This window comes from Gardnerella nova (assembly GCF_049244055.1).
Lineage (GTDB): Bacteria > Actinomycetota > Actinomycetes > Actinomycetales > Bifidobacteriaceae > Bifidobacterium > Bifidobacterium vaginale_H.
Map to the genome: position 1 here is coordinate 1,138,845 of NZ_CP058369.1, position 24,640 is coordinate 1,163,484.

Sequence of the window (24,640 nt, forward strand, 5' to 3'; positions counted from 1 at the left end):
CATTCTAGATTTCGCACATTTCAGATTCTGTGCATTGCAGTGAAAATATTGCTACGCTGGCAGCGGATTCGCACGCCAATTTCGGCACCAAGCGACTCCAAGCCGTCTGCAAACTCGCCAAATTCGCAATCCATAGTAGCCGTATCCACAATCATCATCATGTTGAAGAATCCGTCGACGATTGTTTGCGAAATATTCAAAATGTTTACGTTATGCTCGGCTGCGTGCGAAGTAACTTTCGCAATAATGCCGACAGTATCGCAACCGACAACGGTAATAATCGCCTTGGAAGCGTCGCCTTTGGAAAGCGATTCCTGATTTTCTGCAACTGTAGTATTGGCGACCATATTTGCCTCCTGCCGTTGTGAAACCGCGTGTGCGGATTTGCTTTGTTTTATTTTATATTTTTACGTAAGTTTCATGCGTAAATATTATGCGTAAGTTTCATGCGTAAGTTTTATACGTAAGTTTCATGCGTAAATATTATGGTGCTTCATATCTTCCGGAAGCGCGTTGCGCAAAGATACGAGCGAACCAGAGCGGAACACGGAACGAATACCAGCGGCAAGCAACGGCGCAATCGAAAGCACCGTCATATTATCAAGTCGCTTCTCCTCCGGCACAGGCACCGTATCCGTCACAATAATTTCGCGCACGCCCGCAGCCTTCAAACGCTCTATAGCAGGCCCGGAAAGTAGCGCGTGCGTTGCAACCAAAGTAACAGACTTCGCTCCCGCCCCACGCAACGTGCGCACAGCCTCACAAATAGTGCCGGCAGTGTCGATCATATCGTCGACCACAATGCAGTCGCGGCCTTGAATTTCACCGATAATTCCGTGAGCTTCAGCGTGATTAGGACGCGTAATATCGCGAGTTTTGTGGATAAACGCTAGCGGCAAATCGCCAAGTTTCGCAGCCCACTGTTCGGAAACCTTAATGCGCCCTGCGTCAGGAGAAACGATAGTTGCGTTGTTGAGTTTCATAGAGTTGCGCACGTAGTCGATTAGCACTGGCATGGCGGTTAAATGGTCGACCGGGCCGTCGAAGAATCCCTGCTCCTGCGTGGCGTGCATGTCAACCGTCAAAATACGAGTCGCTCCGGCCGCGCGGAACAAATCAAACATGAGGCGCGCGGTAATTGGCTCGCGGCCCTGATGCTTTTTATCCTGACGCGAGTATCCGAAGAATGGTGCCACCACGTTAATACTGCGGGCAGAAGCGCGGCGCAAGGAATCAACCATAAGCAGCTGTTCCATAATCCAATTGTTAATAGGATTCGTATGCGCTTGAAGCACAAAAACATCCGATCCGCGAACCGGCTGCGTAAAACGCACGTACATTTCGCCATTCGCAAAGTCGTAGGCAGTTGTCTCAAGCACGTCAATACCAAGGTATTGCGCAGTTTCTTTGGCAAGTTCCGGATACGCACGACCCGTAACCAGCATCATCTGCTTTTTTGAATCGCCTTCAAGAATTACTGACATAATTGCCTTCCCGCTTGCAAATTGCATGTACAGTGACAGAGTCGTTTTCTATTTTAGCAGTTGCCGCGCCAGAGAAGACACAGCGGTGATTTACGCAAAAGTTTCGCAAATAATTACGCAAATAATTACGCAAAAGTTACGTAAAAAAGTTGCGCAAGCAATTACTTAAGCAAGCAAATTACTTACGCAATACTTAAGAAATTACTTACGCAAACAAATTACTTACGCAAACAAATTATTTAGCGAAATACGCGCGAATTTCGTCAACAGTTCCGTAAGAAGCCTGCGCACCAAAGCGAGTCGCAGCGTAAGCAGAAACGTAGGATGCGAGCGCAGCAGCGTCCGGAAGCGACATTGAGGCAGCCAAGCCAGCCAAAACCGTGCCCATAAACGCGTCTCCGCAACCCGTAGTATCAACCGCTTTAACGCGCTGAGGAGCGATACGACAAACCGAATCCTCCTCGGCATACTGCAAAACTACGGAACCGTCGCCGCCAAGCGTCACCACCGCTTCATCGAAACCAAAGTCGTGCATAACTTCAGCCGCGTGATTCCAATCAAAACCTTCCCAATTGCCATCTTCAGGCTCGTCAATATGAAGCAGCTGCGCCATCTCATGCTCGTTCACAAGCAAAATATCGGCAGCCTCAATCAACTCCGCAGGCAAAGTGTCCACAAACGGAGAATTATTAAGCAAAACCTTTACGCCAGCCGCGTGAGCCATTTTTGCCGCAGCCGTAACCGTTTCCATCGGGCTTTCTAGGCAAAGCCCCAGCACGCGCGCACTCGTCAAAGCGCTTTTAACAGACTCAATATAAGGAACCGTAACGTGCGCGTTAGAACCAGGCGCGTAAACAATCGTATTTTCGCCGCCCTGAGCGTCAACCGTAATAACCGTGGCGCCACTAGGAATGTTGTCAACGTGCAAAATATGAGTGGTGTCGACACCGGCACTGTTCAAGGAATTAAGCAAGAAGTCAGCATTTTGGTCGCTGCCGAGAGCGCCAAACATGCGCACGTGCGCGCCAATTTTTGCGGCAGAAACGGCCTGATTGCCGGACTTTCCACCTGGGAGCACTTTAAGCTCGCTGCCGTTTACTGTTTCGCCAGGCTTTGGGAGGCGATCCGCCACAATCGTGTAATCCGCGTTCATTGAGCCGACCACCGCAATCACGGACTTGGCGCAGTCGGCAGCCTTCACATTTTCCAATACATCCAACGAGTTCAAAGTATCGTGGTAGCGCATCAAAATTCCTTTCTTTGTTTAGTTTTTATTTTATAACTTAAGCAAGTCGTAACTTAAGTCAGTCGGCGCGTTTGCAAAGCAGGATCATCATAACGAAAATCAGCCCGAAGCCAACGAAATCTGCCCACGAAAAAACGGCACCCGTAAACAGCACTGCCGTAACAGCCGCAGTAACCGGCTCGCTCGCACCAAGAAGCGTACCTCGCACGGAACCGACGCGCATAATACCCTCAAGAAACAGCCAGTACGCGCCAAAAGTGCCGGCAACAATCGTAAAAGTAAACAGCAAAAGCGCGCGCCAATCAAGCGGCGGCAAAGTTGCCCAAGGCCGCACGAACGGCAGCATAATCAACCCCGAAATAATAAAAGTGATGCCGTTTACCGTAAGATTTCCCCATTTTGCAATCAACTTTACCGGCATAATAGCGAGCGCCGCCGTAGAAGCCGCATCCGCAAGGCCCCAAAGCAAGCCCATAATCGGCAGCGAAAGTGAGGAGAAATTGCCGCCCGTCGCCATTAAAGCAGTGCCAAGAAACGCTAGAATAACGCCGATAGTTTCGCGTTTGGTCGGGGTGCGACGCGTGTGCAAGCACACATAAACCAGCACAAAAAGAAGGTTCAGACTTTGCAGCACCGTGGCAGTGCCGGAATTAGTCCAGTCGATTGTACACAAATACGAAACTTGCGTAAGCAGCACGCAAACTATGCCGGTAACTGCCATCGAAAGCCATGTGCGACCGGATTTTACCGCTCCCGTAATCTTTTGCGGCGTGCAGGCTGCAGCGGTAATGCTGAACAATATGCCGGCGGCGATTTGACGCACGCACGCTATTTGCAACGGGGAGACGTGGTACGTTGACATCAGTATTTTCGATACGGTTGCGTTGGCGCCCCAGAACGCACCACCCAGAAGGGTGAGAACAATTCCAACGAAAATCGCGTTTGTGGAATGATTAAGAGCGGGATTAGGGCGATTCGGAGTATCGGCAATCGCTTGTGCGGCGGCTTTTGACGTGTCAAAAGTTGTGGAACCGGTTGCGTGCGTTTCTTGCGTTTCCTGCGCTACATTCGATACTTTCGATACTTTCGCTACTTGCGTTTCCTGCGTTTCTTGCGCTACTTTCGCTACTTTCGCTACTTGCTCCCCACGCGTCTCATACGCTACCGAAGATTCCTTCGTTTGCAAATCCTCATTTCGTTTAGGCGAATCCGCTACGCAACTATTGCGATGCCACGTAAACATTGACATTGTCAGACTCACCTCGTATCCCCTAAGCAACCAACCATGCAGCAATTATTGCACATCTACTCAACCAATTACTATCACAAACAAAAGCAATCAATGCTATCACAAACAAAAGCAACAACGAAATATACTGCTTAAATATTTTCTATACAATCAAGCAACAATCAAATAACAATCAGACAACAATCAGACAACAATCAAATAACAATCAAATAGCAAAAATATATAATGAACGTATGAGTATGAAATGCGATATATTTACACCTTTTCACATACTTGTAACAGGCGGCGCCGGATTTATTGGATCAAATTTTGTGCATTACGTAGCGAAATATCATCCGGAAGTTGCAGTTACAGTACTGGACTCGCTTACTTACGCCGGCAATATGGCGAATTTGTATGAATTGCCGCAAGATTTTGTAAGTAGCCGCTACGCTTTTATTCGTGGGGATATTCGAGACGCAAATTTGGTGGACCAACTACTCAATCCCCATACTCAGCACAAAACTGCTGCAGAAAAGTCAATGCCAGCAATCGACGCAATCGTAAATTTTGCTGCGGAATCGCACAACGACAACGCAATCGAATGTTCAGATCCGTTTGTAAACACAAATATTTTAGGTACGCACGTACTAATTAATTTCGCGCGAAAATATGACATTCGTTTCCACCAAGTAAGTACTGACGAAGTTTACGGAGACTTGCCTATTGATAGCGCGTGCAGATTTGACGAGACGAGTCCGTATCGTCCGTCTAGTCCGTATTCTGCAAGCAAAGCTGCGGGAGATCACCTCGTACGCGCTTGGAGCAGGACTTACGGATTGCGCGCAACTATTTCTTGCAGTGGCAATAATTACGGTCCGCGCCAGCATATTGAGAAGTTTATTCCGCGGCAGATTACCAATATTATGTGCAATATGTCGGCAAAGTTGTACGGCAAGGGAGATTCGATACGCAACTGGATTCACGTTGAAGATAATTGCGACGCAATATGGCATGTGTTGACGCGTGGAACAATCTGTGAAACATATAATATTGGGACGCAATGCGAGATGAGTAATCGTGACGTATTGCGAATGTTGCTACATATAATGGGCGTTCCGGAAACGAATGTAGTGCACGTACAGCCACGACCGGGAGAAGATCGCAAGTACTCACTTAATAGTATGAAAATTCGTACGCAACTTGAATGGGAGCCGCAACATACTAATTTCCAACAGGGATTGCAGGAAACTATTGCGTGGTACGCGTCTCATGCTGATTTGTGGCGGCCTATTAAAGCGCAAGTTGAGCAGCATTACGCGGCGTTGGGGCATTAGGCGTTATTAACGCAGATTGCGTACTGCGTTAGGGTCTGATTTTGCCTATCTTCAGACACTGGTGCAGTACACTTTCTGCACCCGTGTCCCATTCTGGTGGTTTAGAGACACCCACGCAGATTGCGTACTGCGGAAGTAACGGAAAAACAGGATTATACGTTACTAACGCAGATTGCGTACTGCGGGAGTAACGCTCACTTACGAAACTCGCTTAGGTTGGAAGTCCCCCGGACTTCCAACCTAAGCGAGTTTCCGCTCCGAGTTGCTTTCGCGCGCTAAATCGCAGCGCTCAAGCAGGTCGTCAGCGCACACCAACCACAACCTAGTTTCTAAGTATCACCACACGACTCTGCCCTGCCTTCGTCAATCGAGACGAAGGCAGACCTCGCTTGCGTTGAAAGCACACCGTGCTTTCAACCTTGAGCAAGCTCGGCGCTCCGAGTTGCTTTCGCGCGCTAAATCGCAGCGCTCAAGCAGGTCGTCGCGCAAAATCGGATTAAGGGTAAGCGGCAAAACGTTGATATATCGGGGTTTTCGGCATGAAAAAAGGGCTTCTAGCGATTGGCTAGAAACCCTACTCGCGGAGAATACGAGATTCGAACTCGTGAGGCTGTTACACCAACACGCTTTCCAAGCGTGCGCCATAGACCACTAGGCGAATTCTCCAAACTGTTTGCCCAGCAACTAAATGCTTGCTAAGCAGACAACTTAAATAGAGTACCACAAATCGCGGATATTGCAAACTCGCGCGCGCCGACGCTACAAACGCCGGGAAATTTCCGGCAAATGTTCCATAATTACGCAAATTCAGCAACATTTTCCGGAGAAAAAACTCCCGCAAATGTTCCATAATTACGCAAATTCAGCAACATTTTCCGGAGAAAAAACTCCGGAGAATGTTCCACAAAACGGCAAAAACAACAACAAAACCCGGAGAAAAAACTCCGGAGAATGTTCCAAATCACTAAACCGACATTTCCTTTACAGCCGTGTAAAGAAAGAATCGGAATCAAGCCAAAAAGCGACAAAAACTTTACAGCCGTGTAAAGGAAAAATCGGAATCAAGCCAAAAAGCGATTAAAACTTTACGTGAGCGTAAAAGAAATGTCGGAATCTTGCCAAAAAGCGACAAAAACTTTACGCGAGCGTAAAGAAAAAGTCGCTTTTGAGGAAATCACGCACTATCTACTAAAGCAGCAAAGTAAGTAGCAGCATCCTACTAAAGCAGCACAGTAAGCAGCCTGCTTAAGTAAAGCAAGCATCCTACTTAAGCAGCGGCGCCACCTGCGATTCGTAAGCGCGCAAAGCCATATCGATTACGTTGTGCATGTCGTAGTAGCTGTAAGTGCCAAGCCTTCCGCCGAAAACAGTGCGTGGCTCGGCCGCAGCCAGCTCAGCGTAGCGCGCGTACAAAGCCTTATCCGCCTCGGTATTCACCGGATAATACGGCTCATCCTCGCGGGTGGCGGCGCGCGAATACTCCTGCCACACCACAGTCTCCCCAGCTTTCACAGTCTTTCCCGGCACAAAATCATCCACGCCAGCCTCGCCAGCAACGCCCTCAACTTCGCCGCGCTCCGGGTTAAAGTTCTTAAACTCAATCGCGCGCGTAAACGGCACATCCGCATCCGAATAGTTCATCACCGGGCAACCAAAGTGGTCGCTCTCCTCGTAACGCACTTCCTTAAAGTCCACGGTCCTCCACTTCAGCTCGCCGAGCGCATAGTCAAAGTAGCGATCAACCGGCCCCGTGTACACCACCGGCACCCCAGCCTCCGCCAGCGCGCGCTTATTAAACGGCTGCGACTCGTCGAAGAAGTCCACTCCAAGCGAAACGTGAATTCTCGGGTCGTCAATCATGCGCTGCATCCAAGCGGTGTATCCGTCCGTCGGCAACCCCTCCCACGTATCCTTGAAGTAGCGGTTGTTGTAGTTGAATCGCACCGGCAGGCGCTTAATAATTCCGGCCGGCAGCTGCGAAGGGTCGGTTTGCCATTGCTTTGCCGTGTAGTTTTTAATAAACGCTTCGTACAAAGGCCGCCCAATTAAGCTAATTCCCTTATCGTTCAAATTCTCAGGATCTTTACCAGCCAACTCCCCCGCTTGGCTTGCAATCAGCGCCTTTGCTTCTTCCGGCGTGTAGTGTGCGTGGAAGAATTGGTTGATTGTGCCGAGGTTGATTGGCAACGGGTACACTTCGCCGTCGTGCGTTGCGTATACGCGGTGCACGTAGTTGGTGAACGACGTAAAACGGTTTACGTAATCCCACACGCGCTTGTTGCTTGTGTGGAAAAGGTGCGCACCGTACTTGTGGATTTCGATTCCCGTGCGTTCGTCAAAATACGAGTAAGCGTTGCCGCCAATATGGTCTCGCACGTCAATAATTTCAACGCTTGCGCCTGCGAGTTCCGCCGCCTGCTGCGCTACGGTTAAGCCGAATAATCCGGCACCCACCACTACTAAATCTGGGTAATTTGTTGATTTGTTGTCGCTCATTTTTGCCCCTATCAGTTACGTTTTACAGTTACGCTTTACAGTTACCTTTTGCAGTTACCTTTTACAGTTACGTTTTACAGTTACGCTATACAGTTACCTTTTACTTCTGCGGAAAATCTACCGCGGAAAATCTACTTTCGGATTAAATCGTATAGCTCTCAGCATTTGGCAGATCATTTTGCGACGCAACTTGCGCGCCACACGCCCGCGCCGCATTTGTCGAATCACGTTTGCACAGAACAGCAAGTATTTCGCCTTGCCTTCGTGGTGCAAACGGTACGACGCTTGGTTGCGCACGCCGTAAGCAAACTTCCACGCGTTTTTTTCGTCAATCATCGTAAAGTTTACGCCTTTGTTCGCGCCCATATCGTGCACGATTACGCTGTCAAGCACCTGCACTCCCGGGCACACGCGCGTAATTCGCAACGTATATTCCGCGTCGTCGAACCAAATAAAGTATTCTTTAAACGGCAGCCCGTACTTTTCAAGCACCCACCTTGGTACGAGCACCGACACGAACGAGCAGGAAGTTACCATTACCAGGTTTTCAAAGCCGCGAGCAATAAGCCTTCCCCAATCCCAGGTTGGCACGGGGTTGTTCATTTCGCAAATCGATCCGTCCACGAACTTCACCATTGAGCAAGCGTACGGCACGTCCGGACCAAGCTCCCCAACCGCAGTATTAAAGCCCTCAAGTAATTTTTCCAAAGCATTCGGTTGCGGATATCCGTCGTCGTCGAAAATCCACACGAAGTCGGCACCTAGTTCGTAGCCTTTGCGCATGCCGGCACTGAATCCGCCTGCGCCGCCCACGTTTTTCGGAAGTGTCACCACAGTAAGTTGCATGTGTTGAGCCGCCGTGGAGTTGTTAAAGTCGCGCGCGTACGTTTCTAAATATTTGTCGGTTCCGTCGGTTGATGCGTTGTTGACGATTATCAGCTGATCGGGTACGCGTGTTTGCGTTTCGATTGACGCGAGTACCGTTTTGAGTTTTTCGAGCCGATTGAATGTGACGACTACGGCCGCTACGTTCACTTGGTTGCCGGCTGCGTCGCGTTGTTGCGTTTCGTTCGCGTCGAACATTACTTGCTCCATTCTTCAAATAATCGGATAAATAGCGCGTCGGCCGACTCGAGTTTAGCGAAGTCGTTGAGTTGCTTGGTTTCTTCTTTCCACAGTTGCGCGCGCGACGTTTCGTTTTCACTTAATGTCGCTACAGCTTTTACGGTTGCGCGCACGAACGATGATGTCATGCGCGGTAGAAGTGCTTGCTTAGGAATAATGGTTCGCTGCGAGCCAACGTCCGTCGATAGTACTGGAACTCCGCTTGCGAGCGCTTCTAAAGTTGTGAGGGTTATGCCTTCGTTTACTGAGCTGATAAGTAGCAAATCGGCGTCGTTGTAGGTTTGTTGCGCCGGAATGTTCATTGAGCGTCGTTCAATAATATCGCGTAATCCGTAGCGAGATATGAGTTCTGTTACAAAGGTGTCGAGTTCGCCGTCACCGTGGAGGATGAAGTGGAAGCGGCCGGGGTATCGTTTGTTAAGCGCTCGTGCTGCGAGTACGAAGGCTTCTGGGCGCTTTTGGCGGGCCATGCGCCCCACAAACGCTACGGTGAAGATGCCGCTGTTGCGCCGCGCGGCTACCGATTGCTGCTGTTTGCTTGTGGTGAGTCCGATGAGTGGCGCGTCGATGATTTTGTCGGCGGCGATGCTGTGAATGTCGTGGAGCCAGTGCACTAGTTGCGGCGATATGACGTGGTGCAGGTCGATCCATTGGTCATGCGTTACTGCTTCGTGCGGGTAGCCGCCGCGGTTGATGTATTCAACGATGTGCAACGAGTCGATGATGTGGGTTTGTGGGAAGTAGCGTTTTACCCACCAAATGTGGTCGTAGAGCCACTGGCAGTGATGTATAGCAATACCTCGAATATCAAACTGTTCGAACAGCGAGCGCAACAGCGGCACGTCTGCCCAACATTCTTGTACTGGCGGTGTGAGTGGCAGCACGAGCGCGTCGTCGCAGAAGTCTTTGGTGATCCACGGCTGGTGTCCGTCGCGGTCGGTGATGATTATTGGCAGGAGTCCGGCTTTTTTGGCGAGTCGTATGGTTTCTACGGCCCAGCGTTCGGCGCCGCCCGCTTGCAGCCAGTGTAGGCCGATAATTATCGCTTTTGGCAGCGCAACATTTGATAGCGCTTCATTTGGCGGCACGCATTCCAGATTGTTTGGCGCCAATTCCAGATTGTTTGGCATGCCGTGACTGCGTTCGCCGCTGGTTGCAACGTTTTCGAAGAATGCTTTGTTCCACGGATGGTACGCCACAGTTGGCTTGTACGATGCAGCTTCTCTCCGCCTCCTTATGGCTTCGCGCAGTATGTCGAAGGAGGAAGGCGCATGAAGTTCCAGTTCTTTGTACAAGCGCTGTTTCGGCGTATCAGACGCCCAGTGTGACATTACGTCGTCGTCGGTGGCATCGTCCGGGGTGAGCATGAGGTAGCGCGTACCGTCGTCCGGTATGCGTTCTCCCTCGTTCCAAAATTCCGTCGGATACTGTGAGTTTGTTGCTACGGTTGATTGTGCAGTAAACGTTGCGCAAGGTTGTAAACCGGCATTTTTGGTACAGAATCCGTTGAATACGGAGAAGTCAGCAAGCCGCGGGTATTGCCACTTTTCGCCCATGTATATTTGGTAGCGCAAAGTGCGTCCTGGTTGCATAAGCGAGTGGTAGTTTATAGCTCCGATAATAAGCCTGCGTTGGCGTTCGCTTACCGACGCTATGTATTGTTCGCCGTCAGTGTCTACATGAAAAAATGTTATCATCACATACCTTTGTGTAGCTTTATTTGGTGGTATAAAGCTGATAATCCACTTATATTAACTTTTATATCAAGCGCGTTAACATTGCGCGTTAACATTGCGCGTTAACATTGCGCGTTAACATTGCGCATCAGCATTGCGAATGTTGCACGCAACGTATGGTCATGGCAGTGTCGTTGAGTAGCGCGTACTCGCGATTTGTGCTGTCTCGCACGGCGAACAGGCATGAGTTGTTATCGTTGGTGAACGCAATCATGTCGGTGTCGTCTGGATCCGTCGCGCTCCTTGTGCGCAAGGAGGCTACGAGCTTAAACTCGCCATTGTTGAGGATAGTAAGCGGCATTTCAAATTCGACGCGCTGCTTGCCTTCACCTTCAAGTTCTATGGCGTCTCCGCCGGTATCGTAGGCGATACCGCCACGTTTTACGTCGTGCATGGCTACGGCGATAAAGTATTTGCCCGGTTCGTTGAATTCGTATTCTACGGCGAAACGGAATTTTTCACTGCAGTTGAGTAGCTGCTTCGAAACTGGCACGATTCGCATATAAGGCACGCGTTTGTTAAGTCCGATTGGGTATTCGTTAGTTTTGCCACTTGCTTGCGCGTCAGTTTTGTTGGCTAAGTTTTCTAGCGTGTAACGGTTGGCTACGTCGTTTTTATCTCCGTTAACTATAACTTCGCCGTCTTTAATAAGCACGGCTTTGTTGCAGTAGCGTTTGACGGCGTTCATATCGTGCGTGACGAGGATAACGGTTTTGTTCGCGTCTTTTTTAACTTTTGCAAAATACGCGTCACACTTGCGTTGGAAAGCTTCGTCGCCTACTGCGAGCACTTCGTCGAGTACGAGGATGTCTCCTTGGGCTTGGATTGCTACGGAAAAAGCTAAGCGCACTTGCATGCCGGAAGAATAGTTTTTCAGTTTTTGATCCATAAATTCTTCAAGTTCTGCAAATTGCACAATATCGTCATACATGTTTTCGATTTGTGCACGCGTAAAACCGAGTAGTGCTCCGTTTAAGAATACGTTTTCGCGACCGGTTAGTTCTGGGTTGAAGCCTACGCCAAGCTCAATGAATGGCACGAGTTTTCCGTTGACGCGTATGCGTCCGGAGTCTGGTACGTAAATTCCAGAGATGAGTTTGAGTAGGGTTGATTTGCCGCTTCCGTTGCGTCCTACGATGCCGAAGAAGTCGCCTTTGCGTACTTCAAAGTTGATATCGCGCAGAACGTGCTGTTCTTTGTAGCCTTTGATACCACGCGTCCAATTAATAAACGCTTGTTTCAAACCACTTGCTTGCTCGGTTGGTAGCTTAAAGTATTTGCCTACGTGTTCTACTGAGAGTACGACTGGTTGCAACTCTTCTTTTTCAGTATTCGCTAACTCAATCTCGCTCATTACATCACCTCAGCAAACTTACGATTGCACTTGCGGAATACTGCGACGCCGAGCACGCACAAGATTACGGTTAATATTACTGGGACCATCATCAGCAAAGAAGATCCTACTAAATTCCACACGGTAGGCTGAGTAAGAGGTGCTACGAGATTGTGCCGCATGTCTTGAATACACTGCGCAATAGGGTTGAGTAGTTGAACTTTAGCAATAAGCGTGCCCCATTTTCCGAGGGAATGGTTGCCTATCACCATACTCAGTGGGTAAATGATTGGCATTGCGTAAAACAGCACTTGTTGCGCCACGTCCCACAAGTGTGCAATGTCGCGAAAATACACGTACATAGTTGCCAGCAGCAGCGTTACACCTAATGCTAATGCGTAAAGTTGTATGCAATTCAACGGAACTAAGAGCACCCACCACGTAAATTTCACGCCTGAGCATATTGCAAAAATGATTACTACCACCAAATTGATTGCGAAACTAATTAACGCTCCAACGGTTGCTGAAACCACCACAATATAGTTAGGAAAATGGATTTTACGAAGCAGGTCACCGCGATCTACCACCGCACGTAAGCCAATCGACGTTGCCTCGCCAAAAAACTGCCAGGCGCTGATGCCGAGCAGCAGCACCACTGGGTAAGTTGGGGTACCATCCGACATTCTTAAAAACTTTGCGAACACTGCATACATTACGCAAAACAGCATGAGCGGTCGCAAAACCGACCACGCAACTCCCAGGAAAGACCCTTGGTAGCGCAGTTTGAAATCAGTTTTCACCAGCTCTTTAAGAACCACCCACGAATAGTGGTAGCGCGCACGCAACTTATCTACCATGTTTTTCACAAAATATATAGTTTATCAGTTACTTACTCCATTTTGGATTGCGAATCCGTTTTATACACAGAACATACGCAATTGGCGACATGCTCCAACGTTAGCGCAATTCGGTTGGAAAGTGGTTTGATGGCGAGATCTATTACGACTGCCACAACTGAAAGTACTGCGTACGTACAAATTAAAGTAATTGCGTAAAGTAGCACGATGAGTGCGCTTGAGGAAGTTGCAGGAAGCATCCACGCTACGAACGTCCACAACGCTACGAAAATAAACATGTGCTCGTGAAGAAGGTACACTCCGAAAGTTGCTTTGGAAACGCGTAAAATTACGGTTCTTGCTAGTCCTTGGATTCTCGCCATATTTATTCGGTGTACGAGAATGAAAATGCACATTGCAATAATCATTGGCAGTATTCCGATGCCGCCGTGGACCTGCTGATCCCACGTAAGAACTCGCACAAACTTATTCCCGGACGAAGCAACATAGTCAAAAGCGAGCATAAGAACAGTAGATATTGCTACGCACGCGCAAAGTCGTTTCGTAGTAAGTTTTTTTATTCCGCTACCGTATTGCGCAATAAAAGCTCCGGCTAAATATCCGAAAATTGCGTAAATAATATCGTTCCAAGTATAATTTTTGCCAAAATATAGCGGTATAAGTGAGATTGACGCAAGAAGTACCAGCAGCATAGCATGATCGCGCTGAGTCATGTGGCTTATAAGAATGTTGATAAAAGGCATGAACATGAGCATGATTAAGTACGCGCTCATAAACCAGTAGCTTCGGTAGGTAAATGGCGTCACATTCCACAACAGCGTGTAGACAAGTTCTTTTCCGTGAAGTAAGTTGCTCAAATTTTCCGGAAGTAAGCCAAAGCAGTCTGCTACGAAGGTTACTGCCAGCACGATAATGCAGTAGAAGAACATTTGCGCCCACGCTGCAAAAACGCGTCGGCAGCGGAAGGTTTTGCGACATAAAAAGTAGCCGGAAATAATAAAGAAGATTGATACACCAACTTGACCGTATTGTACGACTAAGAATTTAAGCGCTGAACGCAAGCCTGGAGCCGGCAAAAGTTCCATATTGAAACTGTGCGCGCGAATGTTCAAATGTATGATCATGTGGCAGGCCACGATCATAAGCATTGCAATAATTCGCAAGACTTCAACCTGCAGGTCTTTTTGCGTGCCATTTTGCAGGTCTTTGCTCGATTGTAATGCCGCTTGAGCTTGCGTTTCCGCCTGAGCTTGCGCAGAAGACGCTACTTTTTGCGCTGGTTGTTTCTGTTCTACTACCATATTTTCTTCTTAAAAATTTTCTTATTCAAATTATTTGAATTGTAATTTACTAATAGTAACCAAATTGCAACTGATTCGTCTGTTACGTAAGTGGCGAGAACCAGGATTCGATACTTCTATATACGCTCGGCCTAGTGCCTTGAAGGTCTGAGTATCGTCCGTTGGCAAGGAGGTTTAAGGAACACAAGCCCACGCTGGAAATCACCAGAATAATCAGAACTTTGTGCATTAATTTAAGGTTGGCTTTAGAAGGCGACTCCTCGTCTGTTTCGTTGACGCAACCAGAAGGAACGTCAACCATGTGTACGCAAGACGAGACTTTGTCTACAAGACTTGCGATCACCATAATTGCGCACAACGCTAGCAGCCATCCGAAATCACTAAAGTACCTGCTGGAAATTCCTACTACTTCCGCGTCTAATACCATAAGCAGTATCGACAACGTTAAGCCGAGAGTAAAGAATCCAGCAAGCTGCTTTTTGCGTAATTGTTGCTTTACCAACGGGTACAGTACTACGGCTGCGCACACAGGAGAGTAAGCGAGTAGGCCGCCAAAGAATGGCTCCATAATGATTTGCCCGTGGAACATTGATGGCAGCACGGATTGTTCCATAAACGGAAAAACTGGCGTAATAGTAATCGGCTGGAACAGGTACATCCATACTCCCCATGGGATTCGCGCCCAAGAGTAGGAGCGGTGGACCATGTCAAAACCGGTTAGATTGTAGGTTGCGCCGAAATCGAGTGGCGAACCGAAACGCGCGTAATTGTACCAGCAGGCGGCTAAGCCTATAAGAATCATTGGTGCGATTACGCATACCGTATTGATTACGCTGCTTCGTTTGAAGGCAAAAAATAGACGGTACTTTACGATTTCTTCCTTAAAAATTACGAAAGCAAACAGTGACGCCAGAATAAATTGCGGCCTACACCCTAGGTTTAGTGCAATACATACTGCTCCCAGAATGAGTAGTGACTTTCGTAAGTACGGGGCTTCAGAAAGAGTATCTTGAGTAGTTCGCGCTTGTAGCCACAATCCCAGTCCTAAGCAGGTGAAACACAATGATGAGAGCATAGGAAGCGAGTAGATTTGCGGCAGATACGCCTGAATTAATACTCCGCTTGACATGAGCATGATGAGATGCGACAACACGAGGAAGCCGAAGGATCGCTTTGGGAAGAAGCGACGAAGCAATTGCACCATAAGATAGAGAGAAGCAATTGCGAAAGCGACTGCAAAGAAGGCGACGGCGTAATCTGTGCGCAAATCGTGACCAGTAAGTACTTTGAACGGCATAAAAAGTAACAGTGCCGGAAGTGCGCCGAAGTAAGTAAAGTAGTGGCTTCCGTGGAACGCATAGTCCCAGTAAGTTGGTTGACCAGTTTTTATCGACATGGCGTAACGCGCGCCTGCGTCGTAAGGGTTGCTCATATTCGGCAGCCAATCAGGAACCGGCAGATCCAAGTACAGGTGACCTTTGAGCAGGCTGTTGGCGAGGTGATTGTACTGGTTGGCGTCACATATAAAGCCGCCGTTATTACACACACCCGCCGTAAACATGTGTTGAGTACCAGTGACTTTCGTTACTCCAATAAGTATTGCGCACTGCACCAGCACTAACGCAACAAGCCACAACTGCTGCTTACGCACACGCAAATCAAGCGCTTCTTTGTAAATGCGCGAACGAGGAGCCAACACGTATATCGCATAAGCAATAAGCAACAACATCACGACGCGAACAAGTGAAATATGCAACGGCCTACGCTGATTCAACGCAAGGTTAGCAATTGTAAAAGAATCACCTTTCTGAAGCTTCGTACTCAAACGCAAGCCCGCAACTTTATCAACCGCATGCACACGCACATACTTCGTATCGTTCACATTCGACGTAACAGGCTGAGACGCAACTTGAATATAAGAAGCACTGTTGCCACCATCCAACACATACACAGCAATATCGAGTGTGCGAGTTTGAGGCGAGCGCGTATCGACGTAAATATTGTTTATTTGAGAAGGCTGAGCGTAATGCAATTGTATGTATTGATCGTTTTTGCCGGTAACTGTGTACACGTCGCCGTGACGAATTAAACCGGCACCGGTTGAAACGCTCTGAATAGGAGTTGGATTGAATCCTGCCGATTCGATTGCCGGAAAGTTGAACCATACAAGTTCCAGCAGAAGCACGATAATAAGCGGCATAATTAGCGATATGCGTCGTAAAACGGAACGTGTAGCGCGAGCGCAATCGCAACCGCACCGTAGCGCACTGCTTATTGCACCACTTATTGTGCTACTTATTGCACCATTTACAGCACTACCCGCCATCGTTACGTTTCTTTCTGCCGTTACACTATTTGCAGAAGTCGCATTACCGTTACTATTGCTCGTATCGCCCATATACACACCTGTTAATTCTTTCGTACTATTGCCGTTCTTAACGTTACTGTTTTGTAGCGTTACTGTTTTGTAGCGTTACGTAATTTCACTCAAGCCTGCTGCAACCGAGAGCATACGGATTCGAACGAATATCCTGCTCAATTACGTCGTCAGTATGACTGCTATGCAACGATTCACAGTCGACATGACGGAAGTGCGTAATAATATCCGACGGCAGCTGATAAATATCACCATACACACGTTCCAAAATATTTTCCGATAACTGCGGTATAGCAACAGAAAAATCTTCAAAAGTTGCCATTTTTACTGGAAACATTTCGCTACATTGCGCAAGGTACAAATTCTCAGCATCAACATTATCCAAACCGTACACCACGTTGCGCGCGCAAGACTTACTCACCACAAGCCCCTGGCTTACAGCCTTCTTTTGGAAACTCTGAAAAATCTGCTCAATCGACGCAGTGTATTCGCCGCCCTGCTCAACGTAACCGCGGTCAAGCCACGCGTTGAAAAAAGTCTGCGAACGCAACTCTTGCTGCAAATCCTTACGCAAAGACACAAAACTCTGACGCTGTTCAGGCGTCAAATCAGGCGCGTAATCGTAGAAGAAAATATCCAAAAAACAAGGATTACTATTATTCGCGTAACGGAACCGCAACTGACGGCAGCACACGTACGGATCGTACACGAGCACCGCACGGTAGCGCGCGCGCAACGCAGCATCCTCGCGCAACATCGTTAGCAGCTTATCAATATCTTCTCGCATCATACCCAAGTCAACATCGTCATCCCAAGGAATAAACCCACGATGACGCACGCAACCGAGCAGCGTACCAAAATCAGCCCAATACTGAAGATTATGCTGCTGCGCAATCTGCGCAAACTCACTCAGCAGCGACGCACAACCCCGTTGTATAACGCGCATAGAACCTGTAGCTTTCGGCAAACTAAGGAAGAAACGCTTATGCGCATCCACGCTACTTTCGCCATCTTTCCTATAGTTTGACCAAGCCATAATCGAAGACTGCTCGCGATTCGTCAAAATCTCCGTGCGCAACGACTTCTCAACGTTACGCTGCTCAACTTCAAGATGAGCGCAGCGAGCGTCGACACATTCTTGCAATCGGGAAATTTGCGTTTGAATAGCGCTCAGCTGCTCTCGCACTTCCACAATGGAACGTTTTGACGAAGGGAGTCTGCCTATTATCCAACTCACTATGCGACGTAACGGCGAAACCATAAGTTACTACTCCCCCATTGTCTGAGAACATATTTGCTATAGCGTACTGCTATAGACTGTTGCCACAATGCAATACAGGTTTATCATACTCCGTTGCAATTATTTTTCGGAAGCAACCACTACCGTTCCCGCAATTATCACCACGCAACAAACCCACGCAATAAGCGGCGGAATCGTTTGAGAAAGTAACGCTGCCGCAATCATGCTCCACACCGCGTACGTAATATTTCCAGCCATAGCGCGAGTTGCACCAACCTGAGCAATACCACGGTAGTAGCACAAGTAGGAGGCAGTACCAAGTAACGCTATAAATATAGTTAACGCAATAAAGCCAGCTGATTGCATAATCTTTACGCTAAAAACCGGCAGAATCGTACACAACGGCACAATGAGCAAGGCGTACGACAGTGCGGAAACAGTTTCGCGCACGTGCAGCATCACTTCGTCGTCCACGCTTTGCTTTCTGGTAGCCCACGCACAAGCAACGGCTTCACTTCCCCAACCGATAACGCTGAAAATAGCCGCAATCAAACCTAAGACCAGACTGCCCACAGAGGAGACAGTTGCGGTTGAAGATTCCGCGCAAGAACAGTAGCCGAGCACTCCTACCGCAATAAGCGTTACAGCAAAAGCACAATATTTCAACGCACTTAAACGTTCGCGCAACACAATAGAAGAAAGTACTATGCCAAAAGCCGGATACAGCGCAGAAATCGCAGCAGCGTAACCGGCACCAATATTGCTTGCCGCAATAGCGTAACCGGTCATACCGATTGGGCCACCAAGAAGCGAACTCAACACAATAGGCACAATCAATTTCTTACGCTTGCAAAGAGCAACAGTTTCGCACAACTTTGAACGACAAGCCATATAAATCCACAATATTACAGCACACACAACGTCGTGAACGCAAGCGCCCACAACGCCCACATACCATACTGCAGAAGGCGTTAAGCCGTTCACAGATAACGCAACCAATACCGCAAGCAAAGCAGTGTCGACTCCCCAAAAAAGGCCGCTTATTAAGGAATATTTCATAGATCACACCTTTGCTACAGAGCCTGCGGAACCAGCACCATATTCGCTCGAAGCGCGGTCGACATAACGTTTCGCATAACGGTAATACAAATAACGACAGTCGCCTACCGGCTCCCCCTCAGCCTCTTTTACCAGCGACCACAAATACCAACACCACCCCGCAAAACCAACGTACGCCATGCAATGACGACGCTCAGCACAAGTAGGATTGCGCTCAAAATACTCCGCTAGAACCGCGTCAAACTCCTGCTCATTAAGCGCGTCAGACACGCACAACGTACCCAAATCCTGCGCATAATCCGACATCCCCGCATACTCCCAATCGATCAGATGGTAGCGTCCAGCAACATCCACAAGCACATTCGCACCCAATATATCGTTGTGAGCCAAGCAAATTTTTTGACAAGCATCTTTACTCACGCACTCATGCAAGCAATCAACCTTATGAAGCAAAGCGTCCGCACCCTCAGGCAACGCCACACGGCGAGCGCACAAATCGCGCAAATAACGCTGAGATTCCTCATAAAAATCGAACCGTCTACTCACCGTAGCACCACTGTTGTGAAGCTTACGAACTAGCCGCATACCTTCGCGCAAATCGCAAGAATCGTGAAAATCAGCCGTACGACAGTCTTTCAAAAAATGCGAAATTTTCCAACCGCACTTCGGATCGTCCGCAACCAACGTACCATCCAAACCAAGGCGCTGCGCCGCACGCAAAGCCTCATCCTCAGCCTGGCGATTCACCAACACATCCGTACCAACACCCGGATGACGGTACACATACTCGTTGTCGCCAACCGCAAAATGGCAAGAAAGATTCGTCAAACCATTTTTCAACGGGTAAACGTCGCGAATATCCGACTTTTTGCAACCAAGCACCTTAACAATGCGGTCAAAAACTTCACTGTCAACATTTTCCAAAAACAGCGGATCAAACTCGCGAAGCTCATCCAACGAATCAAACTCGTGAATAATCGGCGGATCGTAGCGGCGCATGCGCATATCAAGCTCGTCTAAATGCTCAATCAAAATGTCTTCCCACAACTTGCCAGCAGTCTGCGGCAAATCATATTCCGCACGCAAAATTCGCACAAACTTAGCCGAAAATTCGCTGTCAAAATACACGTGACCAATCATGTACCACGCATCACTGCCACCAATAGTTACCGAAGTAATGCGATCGTGCGCACCAACACTCATACACCACTCTTTAGTGCGACCCTGCTGATATTGCGCAGAATAGTAAGCCTTCCACACGTATGGTTCAAAAGGATTTTCGTCGAAATAATTGTCGGAAGAACAAATATACGTGTTACTTAAAAGGTGGGCAACAGCCATGATTGAACTGTTGTTGTTGCGCTCACGATATTCCTTATTTGGCACGATTTTTACGCAAAAATCGCCTTTGGTGAACTTGTCTTCCAAATAGAAGAAACGTTCCTGCTTGTAGCCAACAACCACGCTAATATCTTTAATTCCCACCTCTTGCAATTGGCGAATTTGACGCTCAATAAGCACCTCCCCACGCACGGTAATAAGACCTTTGGGAAGCTCGTACGAAATCGGGGAAAAGCGGGAGGAAAGGCCGGCTGCCATGATTACCGCATTGTGGACGCGATGCGGTTCGAGTGCGGTAAGACCGTCTTTAGTAACCGTTGCGTCGGCAACAAGGCCTTTATTTTTTGCGTTGCGCAGCGTTGCGTTTACGGAGCCGAGCGAAAGGTGCGTACTGTCGGCAAGCGCACGTTGGGAGGCTTGCGGTTGGCGCAGCAAGGCGGTAAGTATTGCAAATTCATTATGAGTGAGCGGGGAAATTGGTGACATGGCGACGATCCAAACTCAAACACGGGTGTTCAAAGGGTGTTCAAAGGGTGTTCAAAAAATAATTAATATTATTCTAATTTGAACACTGTACTTTTGTGAAGTTTAAAGAAATCACCAATCCACCATAAGAAATCACCAATCCACAATAATGAGTAAAATAACAATGATTGCGCACGGCAAAACAATAGCTACACTACCTACACAAAATCGCGCGCACCATTTACACATACGAAGGGATATATTATGACTTCCGTCGCAGTATTGCTGCCCTGCTACAACGAAGCGATCACCATTGGAAAAGTTGTGCGCGACTTCAAAACTGCATTGCCGGAAGCAACAGTATACGTGTACGACAATAATTCCACCGACGAAACCGCAAGCATTGCCGCCCAAGCCGGCGCAATAGTGTGCAAAGAACCAAGACAAGGCAAAGGCAATGTAATTCGCGCCATGTTCCAGGACATCGACGCGGACGTGTATATCATGGCCGACGGCGACGATACCTACCCGGCAGAAGCGGCACCTGAAATGGTGGAAAAAATCGCAGAAGGCTACGATATGGTAATCGGCGACCGACTCAGCTCCACGTATTTTCAAGAAAACAAACGTCCGTTCCACAACTTCGGCAACCGACTCGTGCGCGGCGCAATCAACACGTTATTTAGCGCGCACGTCACCGATATTATGACAGGATACCGCGCTTTCTCCTTCACCTTCGTAAAAACTTACCCAGTGCTTTCGCGCGGCTTTGAAGTCGAGACGGAAATGACAATTCACTCGCTTAACAACAATGTAAAGCTGTACGAAATGCCGATTCAGTATCGCGATCGTCCAGAAGGATCCGTAAGCAAACTAGACACAGTAGGTGACGGAATCCGCGTGCTTTCAACAATTTTCAGAATGATTCGCGAATACAAGCCAATGCCGTTCTTCGGCACGCTTGGAGTGCTCATAACGCTGTGCGGATTGGGCGCGTGCTTGCCACCGTTTATCGAATTTTGGCGCACGCACTTGGTGACGCGCTTCCCTACACTTATCGGCGCCGTCATGCTTATCATTGCCGGACTGCTGTTCTTTATAGCCGGCATTATCCTCGAAATTCTCGCGAAAAACGAGCGTAAACGCTTCATAGAGCAAGTAAATTTGTTCGACTTTTTGCGTAGGAACCAGAACTAAACGCAACTTTTGTAAATAGCACGCAACTTCCGTAAGCAACGCGCAACTTCTGTAAGTAATACACAACTTCCGTAAGTAACGCGCAACTTTCGTAAGTAACCAGCGCTTAAGAATGATGCTCACGTTTCAACAATGTAAAACGTGAGCATCACACATATCACCATACGCTATAACGTCGTAACGCTACTCAATCACCCAACGTTGCGAAGCACTATGGTTTGGAGCATAAAGCTGCAGGAGCTGACCGTTAGCTGCGTTACCGTTTGGAATATCAATCGCTCTACCTGCTACCAAGCTCACGATTGCATACGTGCCGTCGGAATACTTCCACAGCATCCAACGTTGCCCGTTACCTTTATGCGCAGCGTACTGGCGAATCTTAGTGCCGTTATCATTCTTGCTTGAAGGCACATCAATCGCCTTATGCGAATTTTTATTCACAATAACGTACAGTCCGTTGCCCACCTGCTTCAAGTTGAAATGCTGCGACTTGGCGTCGGCGTTAAACTGCGAAACCTGAACCGGGGCGAAATTACCAAGGTTGGCGCCGCTGATGTCGATAGCAACATTGTTGTTGGCAGCAGACTTTATAGTCACGTTATTTTTAGCAGCCAACTCGGCAGAGGCTGGCATAAACAGTTGCGCTTCAGTACCGTTTGGACGATACAGCGTAATGCGCGCGCCATTGGAACTATTGGCACCCGAAATATCGAGAACCCAATTGCCGAGCGCCGACTGCACGTAGTAGCCAGATCCGGAATTGCGCAACACCCACCGCTGAGCCTTGGAGCCGTTTGCATCATACTGCCATACCACAGCCCCGTTTTTTGGCTTGGCGTATTGCACGTCCAGCACCTTACCGGAGTGGGCGTTGCGAATCACATAGCTTCCGTCGCCTTGACGTTCAAACATAAACTGCTGAGCGGCGGAATTATTCCACTGATACAGCTGGATAGACGTTTCGTTAGCATTGCTTGCACCAGGCATGTCAATGCTGGAAGTATTTTTAAGCATGGCGTTAATGAAATAGTAGCCATTAGGCACTTCCACGGACGGAAGCTCGCGCACGTCGACGCTATTGGCATCACCGTTTGTGCCGCCGTCGGAATCGTCACCGTTTGAAGAAGTTGAGTATGCAAAATTCATTTTGCTGCCGTCAGTCATACCAAAAGCGTTGAGATCCACGCTTCCGGAAATGCCGTTCACGCTACCGCTGGACGTGTACTGCCAGCCGCGGATAGGTGTTGAAATCGAGAAGCCAACGTTCGAACCGTAGCTAGCAACCCAGCTGGTGCGATCGTGAATATATTTGGAGTTGAGCGGGCCATTCAAGTAGTTTGTGTACGAATACACGCCAAGCTTGTTGTAGCCGGCAGAGGAAAGCTGATTCCACCAGGAAGCCACGATATCTTGGTACACGTACGGCGAAGTTGGATGCTCATGCCCGGTCCACACCCAAGGTTCCAAATCGTAGTAAACAGGATACGATAAGTCGTCAGGATTTACACCGGCTCCCTTCAAAAGCTTTACGATATCGGCACCTTCAGCGGCGCCGTCTTCAGCTTTTTCTGCATAAGAGTAAGTGTAGATGCCAAATGGAATTCCCAAACGCTTGCATTCGTTGATATTTCGCAACGCCTGCTTATCGTAGCCGTTATCCCAACCGTAGCTGATACGAATAATTGCGCCGTTCACGCCGGAAGCTTTTACTGCTTCCCAGTCAATTTCGTGCTGGTGTTCCGAAACGTCGATAACACCTTCAGCGTGTTTGGCGAAAATCTTGTTGTCAGCGGTGAAGAATGCGGGAGCACCGTCTATTTCACCCCAATGCGCGCCGTACTCGTTTTCCTGAAGCGCAGTTTGACGAACAGTGCCAGAAGGAAGCGGTTGGATAATTGGCTTGCGCGCGCTTTGGTTGGCGCGAGGTTGGGCTTTGGCGCGAAGCTGTGCTTGAGCAGCAGCGCGAGGTGACTTTGCAGCGCGAGGTTGGGCTTGAGCAACAGCGCGAGGTGACTTTGCAGCGCGAGTTGCGCTAGTTTTTTGCGTTTCGGTACGCAACAACACATCGCGAGTTGGCACCGAAGTCTGCTGAGGCGCTGCTATGTTCATCGCAACAGCAGTGGCAACCGATACTAATCCAGCTAATACACGCACAAGAATCTGTCCCACGAGTCCTCCAAACGTATTTCTACTCGTTACTTCGCTACTACCTTAGCAACAGCACCATAATATTACGCTCTGGCCTGCTCTGCTTTCGCGCGCTTTGACTGAGCTTGAAATCATCGGGATTTCAAGCTCCTTCAAAGCGGAAACTCGCTTAGGTTGGAAGGACTGAGGGACTTCCAACGCGAGTTTCGTAAGCGAGCGCGTCGCAATCCGCGCGAGCGTTTTGGCCGTTTTATGGAACATTTGCCGGAAAATTCCCGGCGTTTGTTGCTGTTTTGGTGGTTTTTTGGAACATTCTCCGGAAAATTCCCGGCGTTTGTTGCTGTTTTGGCCGTTTTATGGAACATTTGCCGGAGATTTTTCTCCGGCATTTGTTGCTGTTTTGGTGGTTTTTTGGAACATTTGCTGGAGATAGTTCCGACATTCCCTTTACATGACTGTAAAACAAATGTCGTTTTCTAACGAGATTTCGTTTTTTCCTTTACATTCATGTAAAGGAACTATCGCTTTTTGGCGAGATTTCGTTATTTTCTATACACACTTGTAAAGAAACTGTCACTTTTGTGGAACACTCGCCGGAAATCTCTCCGCAGGTTGTGCAACTATTCTGTACACACACTTTGGAATAACCCGGAAATTAACAATATAAAAT

At 48.4% G+C, this 24,640-nt stretch carries 17 protein-coding genes and 1 tRNA gene; 2 read left to right on the forward strand and 16 right to left on the reverse strand.

Annotation, left to right across the window (positions count from 1 at the left end):
• Positions 1–20: 20 nt before the first annotated feature.
• The 4 genes from HXT56_RS04555 to HXT56_RS04570 all read right to left on the reverse strand — a co-directional run bounded on the left by HXT56_RS04555 (position 21) and on the right by HXT56_RS04570 (position 3,979).
• Complete coding sequence (locus HXT56_RS04555; protein WP_421777867.1) at positions 21–347, reverse strand: ACT domain-containing protein; 327 nt, start codon at positions 345–347, stop codon at positions 21–23.
• Positions 348–470: 123 nt separating this feature from the next.
• Positions 471–1,484: a ribose-phosphate diphosphokinase gene (locus HXT56_RS04560; RefSeq protein WP_421777868.1), complete on the reverse strand. Its 1,014-nt coding sequence runs from the start codon at positions 1,482–1,484 to the stop codon at positions 471–473.
• Positions 1,485–1,719: 235 nt separating this feature from the next.
• Positions 1,720–2,730 carry a ribokinase gene (locus tag HXT56_RS04565; RefSeq protein ID WP_116711998.1) on the reverse strand — a complete coding sequence of 337 codons (1,011 nt, stop codon included), beginning with the start codon at positions 2,728–2,730 and terminating at the stop codon, positions 1,720–1,722.
• A 58-nt stretch (positions 2,731–2,788) separates the two neighbouring features.
• Entirely contained in the window at positions 2,789–3,979 is a 1,191-nt protein-coding gene (locus tag HXT56_RS04570; protein WP_421777869.1) for a DMT family transporter, read from the reverse strand.
• A 233-nt stretch (positions 3,980–4,212) separates the two neighbouring features.
• Here HXT56_RS04570 and rfbB point away from each other — a divergent pair, with 233 nt between their 5' ends.
• A complete protein-coding gene (rfbB, locus tag HXT56_RS04575) occupies positions 4,213–5,295 on the forward strand; it encodes a dTDP-glucose 4,6-dehydratase (RefSeq protein WP_421777870.1) in 1,083 nt (360 codons plus the stop codon).
• A gap of 581 nt (positions 5,296–5,876) precedes the next feature.
• On the opposite strand, the gene HXT56_RS04580 is transcribed toward rfbB, so the two are convergent.
• The 11 genes from HXT56_RS04580 to HXT56_RS04630 form a co-directional block, all read right to left on the reverse strand.
• Positions 5,877–5,961: transfer RNA gene (locus HXT56_RS04580), tRNA-Ser, on the reverse strand.
• A 597-nt stretch (positions 5,962–6,558) separates the two neighbouring features.
• Complete coding sequence (glf, locus tag HXT56_RS04585; RefSeq protein WP_421777871.1) at positions 6,559–7,791, reverse strand: UDP-galactopyranose mutase; 1,233 nt, start codon at positions 7,789–7,791, stop codon at positions 6,559–6,561.
• 117 nt (positions 7,792–7,908) lie between these two features.
• Complete coding sequence (locus HXT56_RS04590; RefSeq protein WP_421777872.1) at positions 7,909–8,874, reverse strand: glycosyltransferase family 2 protein; 966 nt, start codon at positions 8,872–8,874, stop codon at positions 7,909–7,911.
• Positions 8,874–10,613, reverse strand: coding sequence for a glycosyltransferase (locus tag HXT56_RS04595; protein ID WP_421777873.1), 1,740 nt, complete (start codon positions 10,611–10,613; stop codon positions 8,874–8,876). The genes HXT56_RS04590 and HXT56_RS04595 overlap by 1 nt, the downstream gene beginning before the upstream one ends.
• A 127-nt stretch (positions 10,614–10,740) precedes the next feature.
• Positions 10,741–12,006 (reverse strand): ABC transporter ATP-binding protein, encoded by a 1,266-nt coding sequence (locus HXT56_RS04600; protein ID WP_421777874.1) that lies wholly within the window; start codon positions 12,004–12,006, stop codon positions 10,741–10,743.
• The gene (locus HXT56_RS04605) at positions 12,006–12,851 is read right to left on the reverse strand and encodes an ABC transporter permease (RefSeq protein WP_421777875.1); all 846 of its coding nucleotides are present in this window, start codon (positions 12,849–12,851) and stop codon (positions 12,006–12,008) included. The genes HXT56_RS04600 and HXT56_RS04605 overlap by 1 nt, the downstream gene beginning before the upstream one ends.
• A gap of 23 nt (positions 12,852–12,874) precedes the next feature.
• Positions 12,875–14,143 carry an acyltransferase family protein gene (locus tag HXT56_RS04610; RefSeq protein ID WP_421777876.1) on the reverse strand — a complete coding sequence of 423 codons (1,269 nt, stop codon included), beginning with the start codon at positions 14,141–14,143 and terminating at the stop codon, positions 12,875–12,877.
• Positions 14,144–14,225: 82 nt separating this feature from the next.
• A complete protein-coding gene (locus HXT56_RS04615) occupies positions 14,226–16,541 on the reverse strand; it encodes a hypothetical protein (protein ID WP_421777877.1) in 2,316 nt (771 codons plus the stop codon).
• 85 nt (positions 16,542–16,626) lie between these two features.
• Complete coding sequence (locus HXT56_RS04620; protein ID WP_421777878.1) at positions 16,627–17,781, reverse strand: LicD family protein; 1,155 nt, start codon at positions 17,779–17,781, stop codon at positions 16,627–16,629.
• A 99-nt stretch (positions 17,782–17,880) separates the two neighbouring features.
• Entirely contained in the window at positions 17,881–18,819 is a 939-nt protein-coding gene (locus HXT56_RS04625; RefSeq protein WP_421777879.1) for a DMT family transporter, read from the reverse strand.
• Positions 18,820–18,822: 3 nt separating this feature from the next.
• Positions 18,823–20,646, reverse strand: coding sequence for a phosphotransferase (locus HXT56_RS04630; protein ID WP_421777880.1), 1,824 nt, complete (start codon positions 20,644–20,646; stop codon positions 18,823–18,825).
• Positions 20,647–20,889: 243 nt separating this feature from the next.
• Between HXT56_RS04630 and HXT56_RS04635 the strand changes: the two genes are divergently transcribed.
• A complete protein-coding gene (locus tag HXT56_RS04635; RefSeq protein ID WP_421777881.1) occupies positions 20,890–21,822 on the forward strand; it encodes a glycosyltransferase family 2 protein in 933 nt (310 codons plus the stop codon).
• A 183-nt stretch (positions 21,823–22,005) separates the two neighbouring features.
• Here the strand turns inward: HXT56_RS04635 and HXT56_RS04640 are convergent, their stop codons facing one another.
• Positions 22,006–23,991 carry an RICIN domain-containing protein gene (locus HXT56_RS04640; RefSeq protein WP_421777882.1) on the reverse strand — a complete coding sequence of 662 codons (1,986 nt, stop codon included), beginning with the start codon at positions 23,989–23,991 and terminating at the stop codon, positions 22,006–22,008.
• Positions 23,992–24,640 lie beyond the last annotated feature (649 nt).

What these genes read in the sequence shown, in the direction of transcription:
- HXT56_RS04555 (WP_421777867.1), bottom strand. Translation starts at nt 347, where the DNA reads ATGGTCGCCAATACTACAGTTGCAGAAAATCAGGAATCGCTTTCCAAA.
- HXT56_RS04560 (WP_421777868.1), bottom strand. Translation starts at nt 1,484, where the DNA reads ATGTCAGTAATTCTTGAAGGCGATTCAAAAAAGCAGATGATGCTGGTT.
- HXT56_RS04565 (WP_116711998.1), bottom strand. Translation starts at nt 2,730, where the DNA reads ATGCGCTACCACGATACTTTGAACTCGTTGGATGTATTGGAAAATGTG.
- HXT56_RS04570 (WP_421777869.1), bottom strand. Translation starts at nt 3,979, where the DNA reads ATGTCAATGTTTACGTGGCATCGCAATAGTTGCGTAGCGGATTCGCCT.
- rfbB (WP_421777870.1), top strand. Translation starts at nt 4,213, where the DNA reads ATGAGTATGAAATGCGATATATTTACACCTTTTCACATACTTGTAACA.
- glf (WP_421777871.1), bottom strand. Translation starts at nt 7,791, where the DNA reads ATGAGCGACAACAAATCAACAAATTACCCAGATTTAGTAGTGGTGGGT.
- HXT56_RS04590 (WP_421777872.1), bottom strand. Translation starts at nt 8,874, where the DNA reads ATGTTCGACGCGAACGAAACGCAACAACGCGACGCAGCCGGCAACCAA.
- HXT56_RS04595 (WP_421777873.1), bottom strand. Translation starts at nt 10,613, where the DNA reads ATGATAACATTTTTTCATGTAGACACTGACGGCGAACAATACATAGCG.
- HXT56_RS04600 (WP_421777874.1), bottom strand. Translation starts at nt 12,006, where the DNA reads ATGAGCGAGATTGAGTTAGCGAATACTGAAAAAGAAGAGTTGCAACCA.
- HXT56_RS04610 (WP_421777876.1), bottom strand. Translation starts at nt 14,143, where the DNA reads ATGGTAGTAGAACAGAAACAACCAGCGCAAAAAGTAGCGTCTTCTGCG.
- HXT56_RS04615 (WP_421777877.1), bottom strand. Translation starts at nt 16,541, where the DNA reads ATGGGCGATACGAGCAATAGTAACGGTAATGCGACTTCTGCAAATAGT.
- HXT56_RS04620 (WP_421777878.1), bottom strand. Translation starts at nt 17,781, where the DNA reads ATGGTTTCGCCGTTACGTCGCATAGTGAGTTGGATAATAGGCAGACTC.
- HXT56_RS04625 (WP_421777879.1), bottom strand. Translation starts at nt 18,819, where the DNA reads ATGAAATATTCCTTAATAAGCGGCCTTTTTTGGGGAGTCGACACTGCT.
- HXT56_RS04630 (WP_421777880.1), bottom strand. Translation starts at nt 20,646, where the DNA reads ATGTCACCAATTTCCCCGCTCACTCATAATGAATTTGCAATACTTACC.
- HXT56_RS04635 (WP_421777881.1), top strand. Translation starts at nt 20,890, where the DNA reads ATGACTTCCGTCGCAGTATTGCTGCCCTGCTACAACGAAGCGATCACC.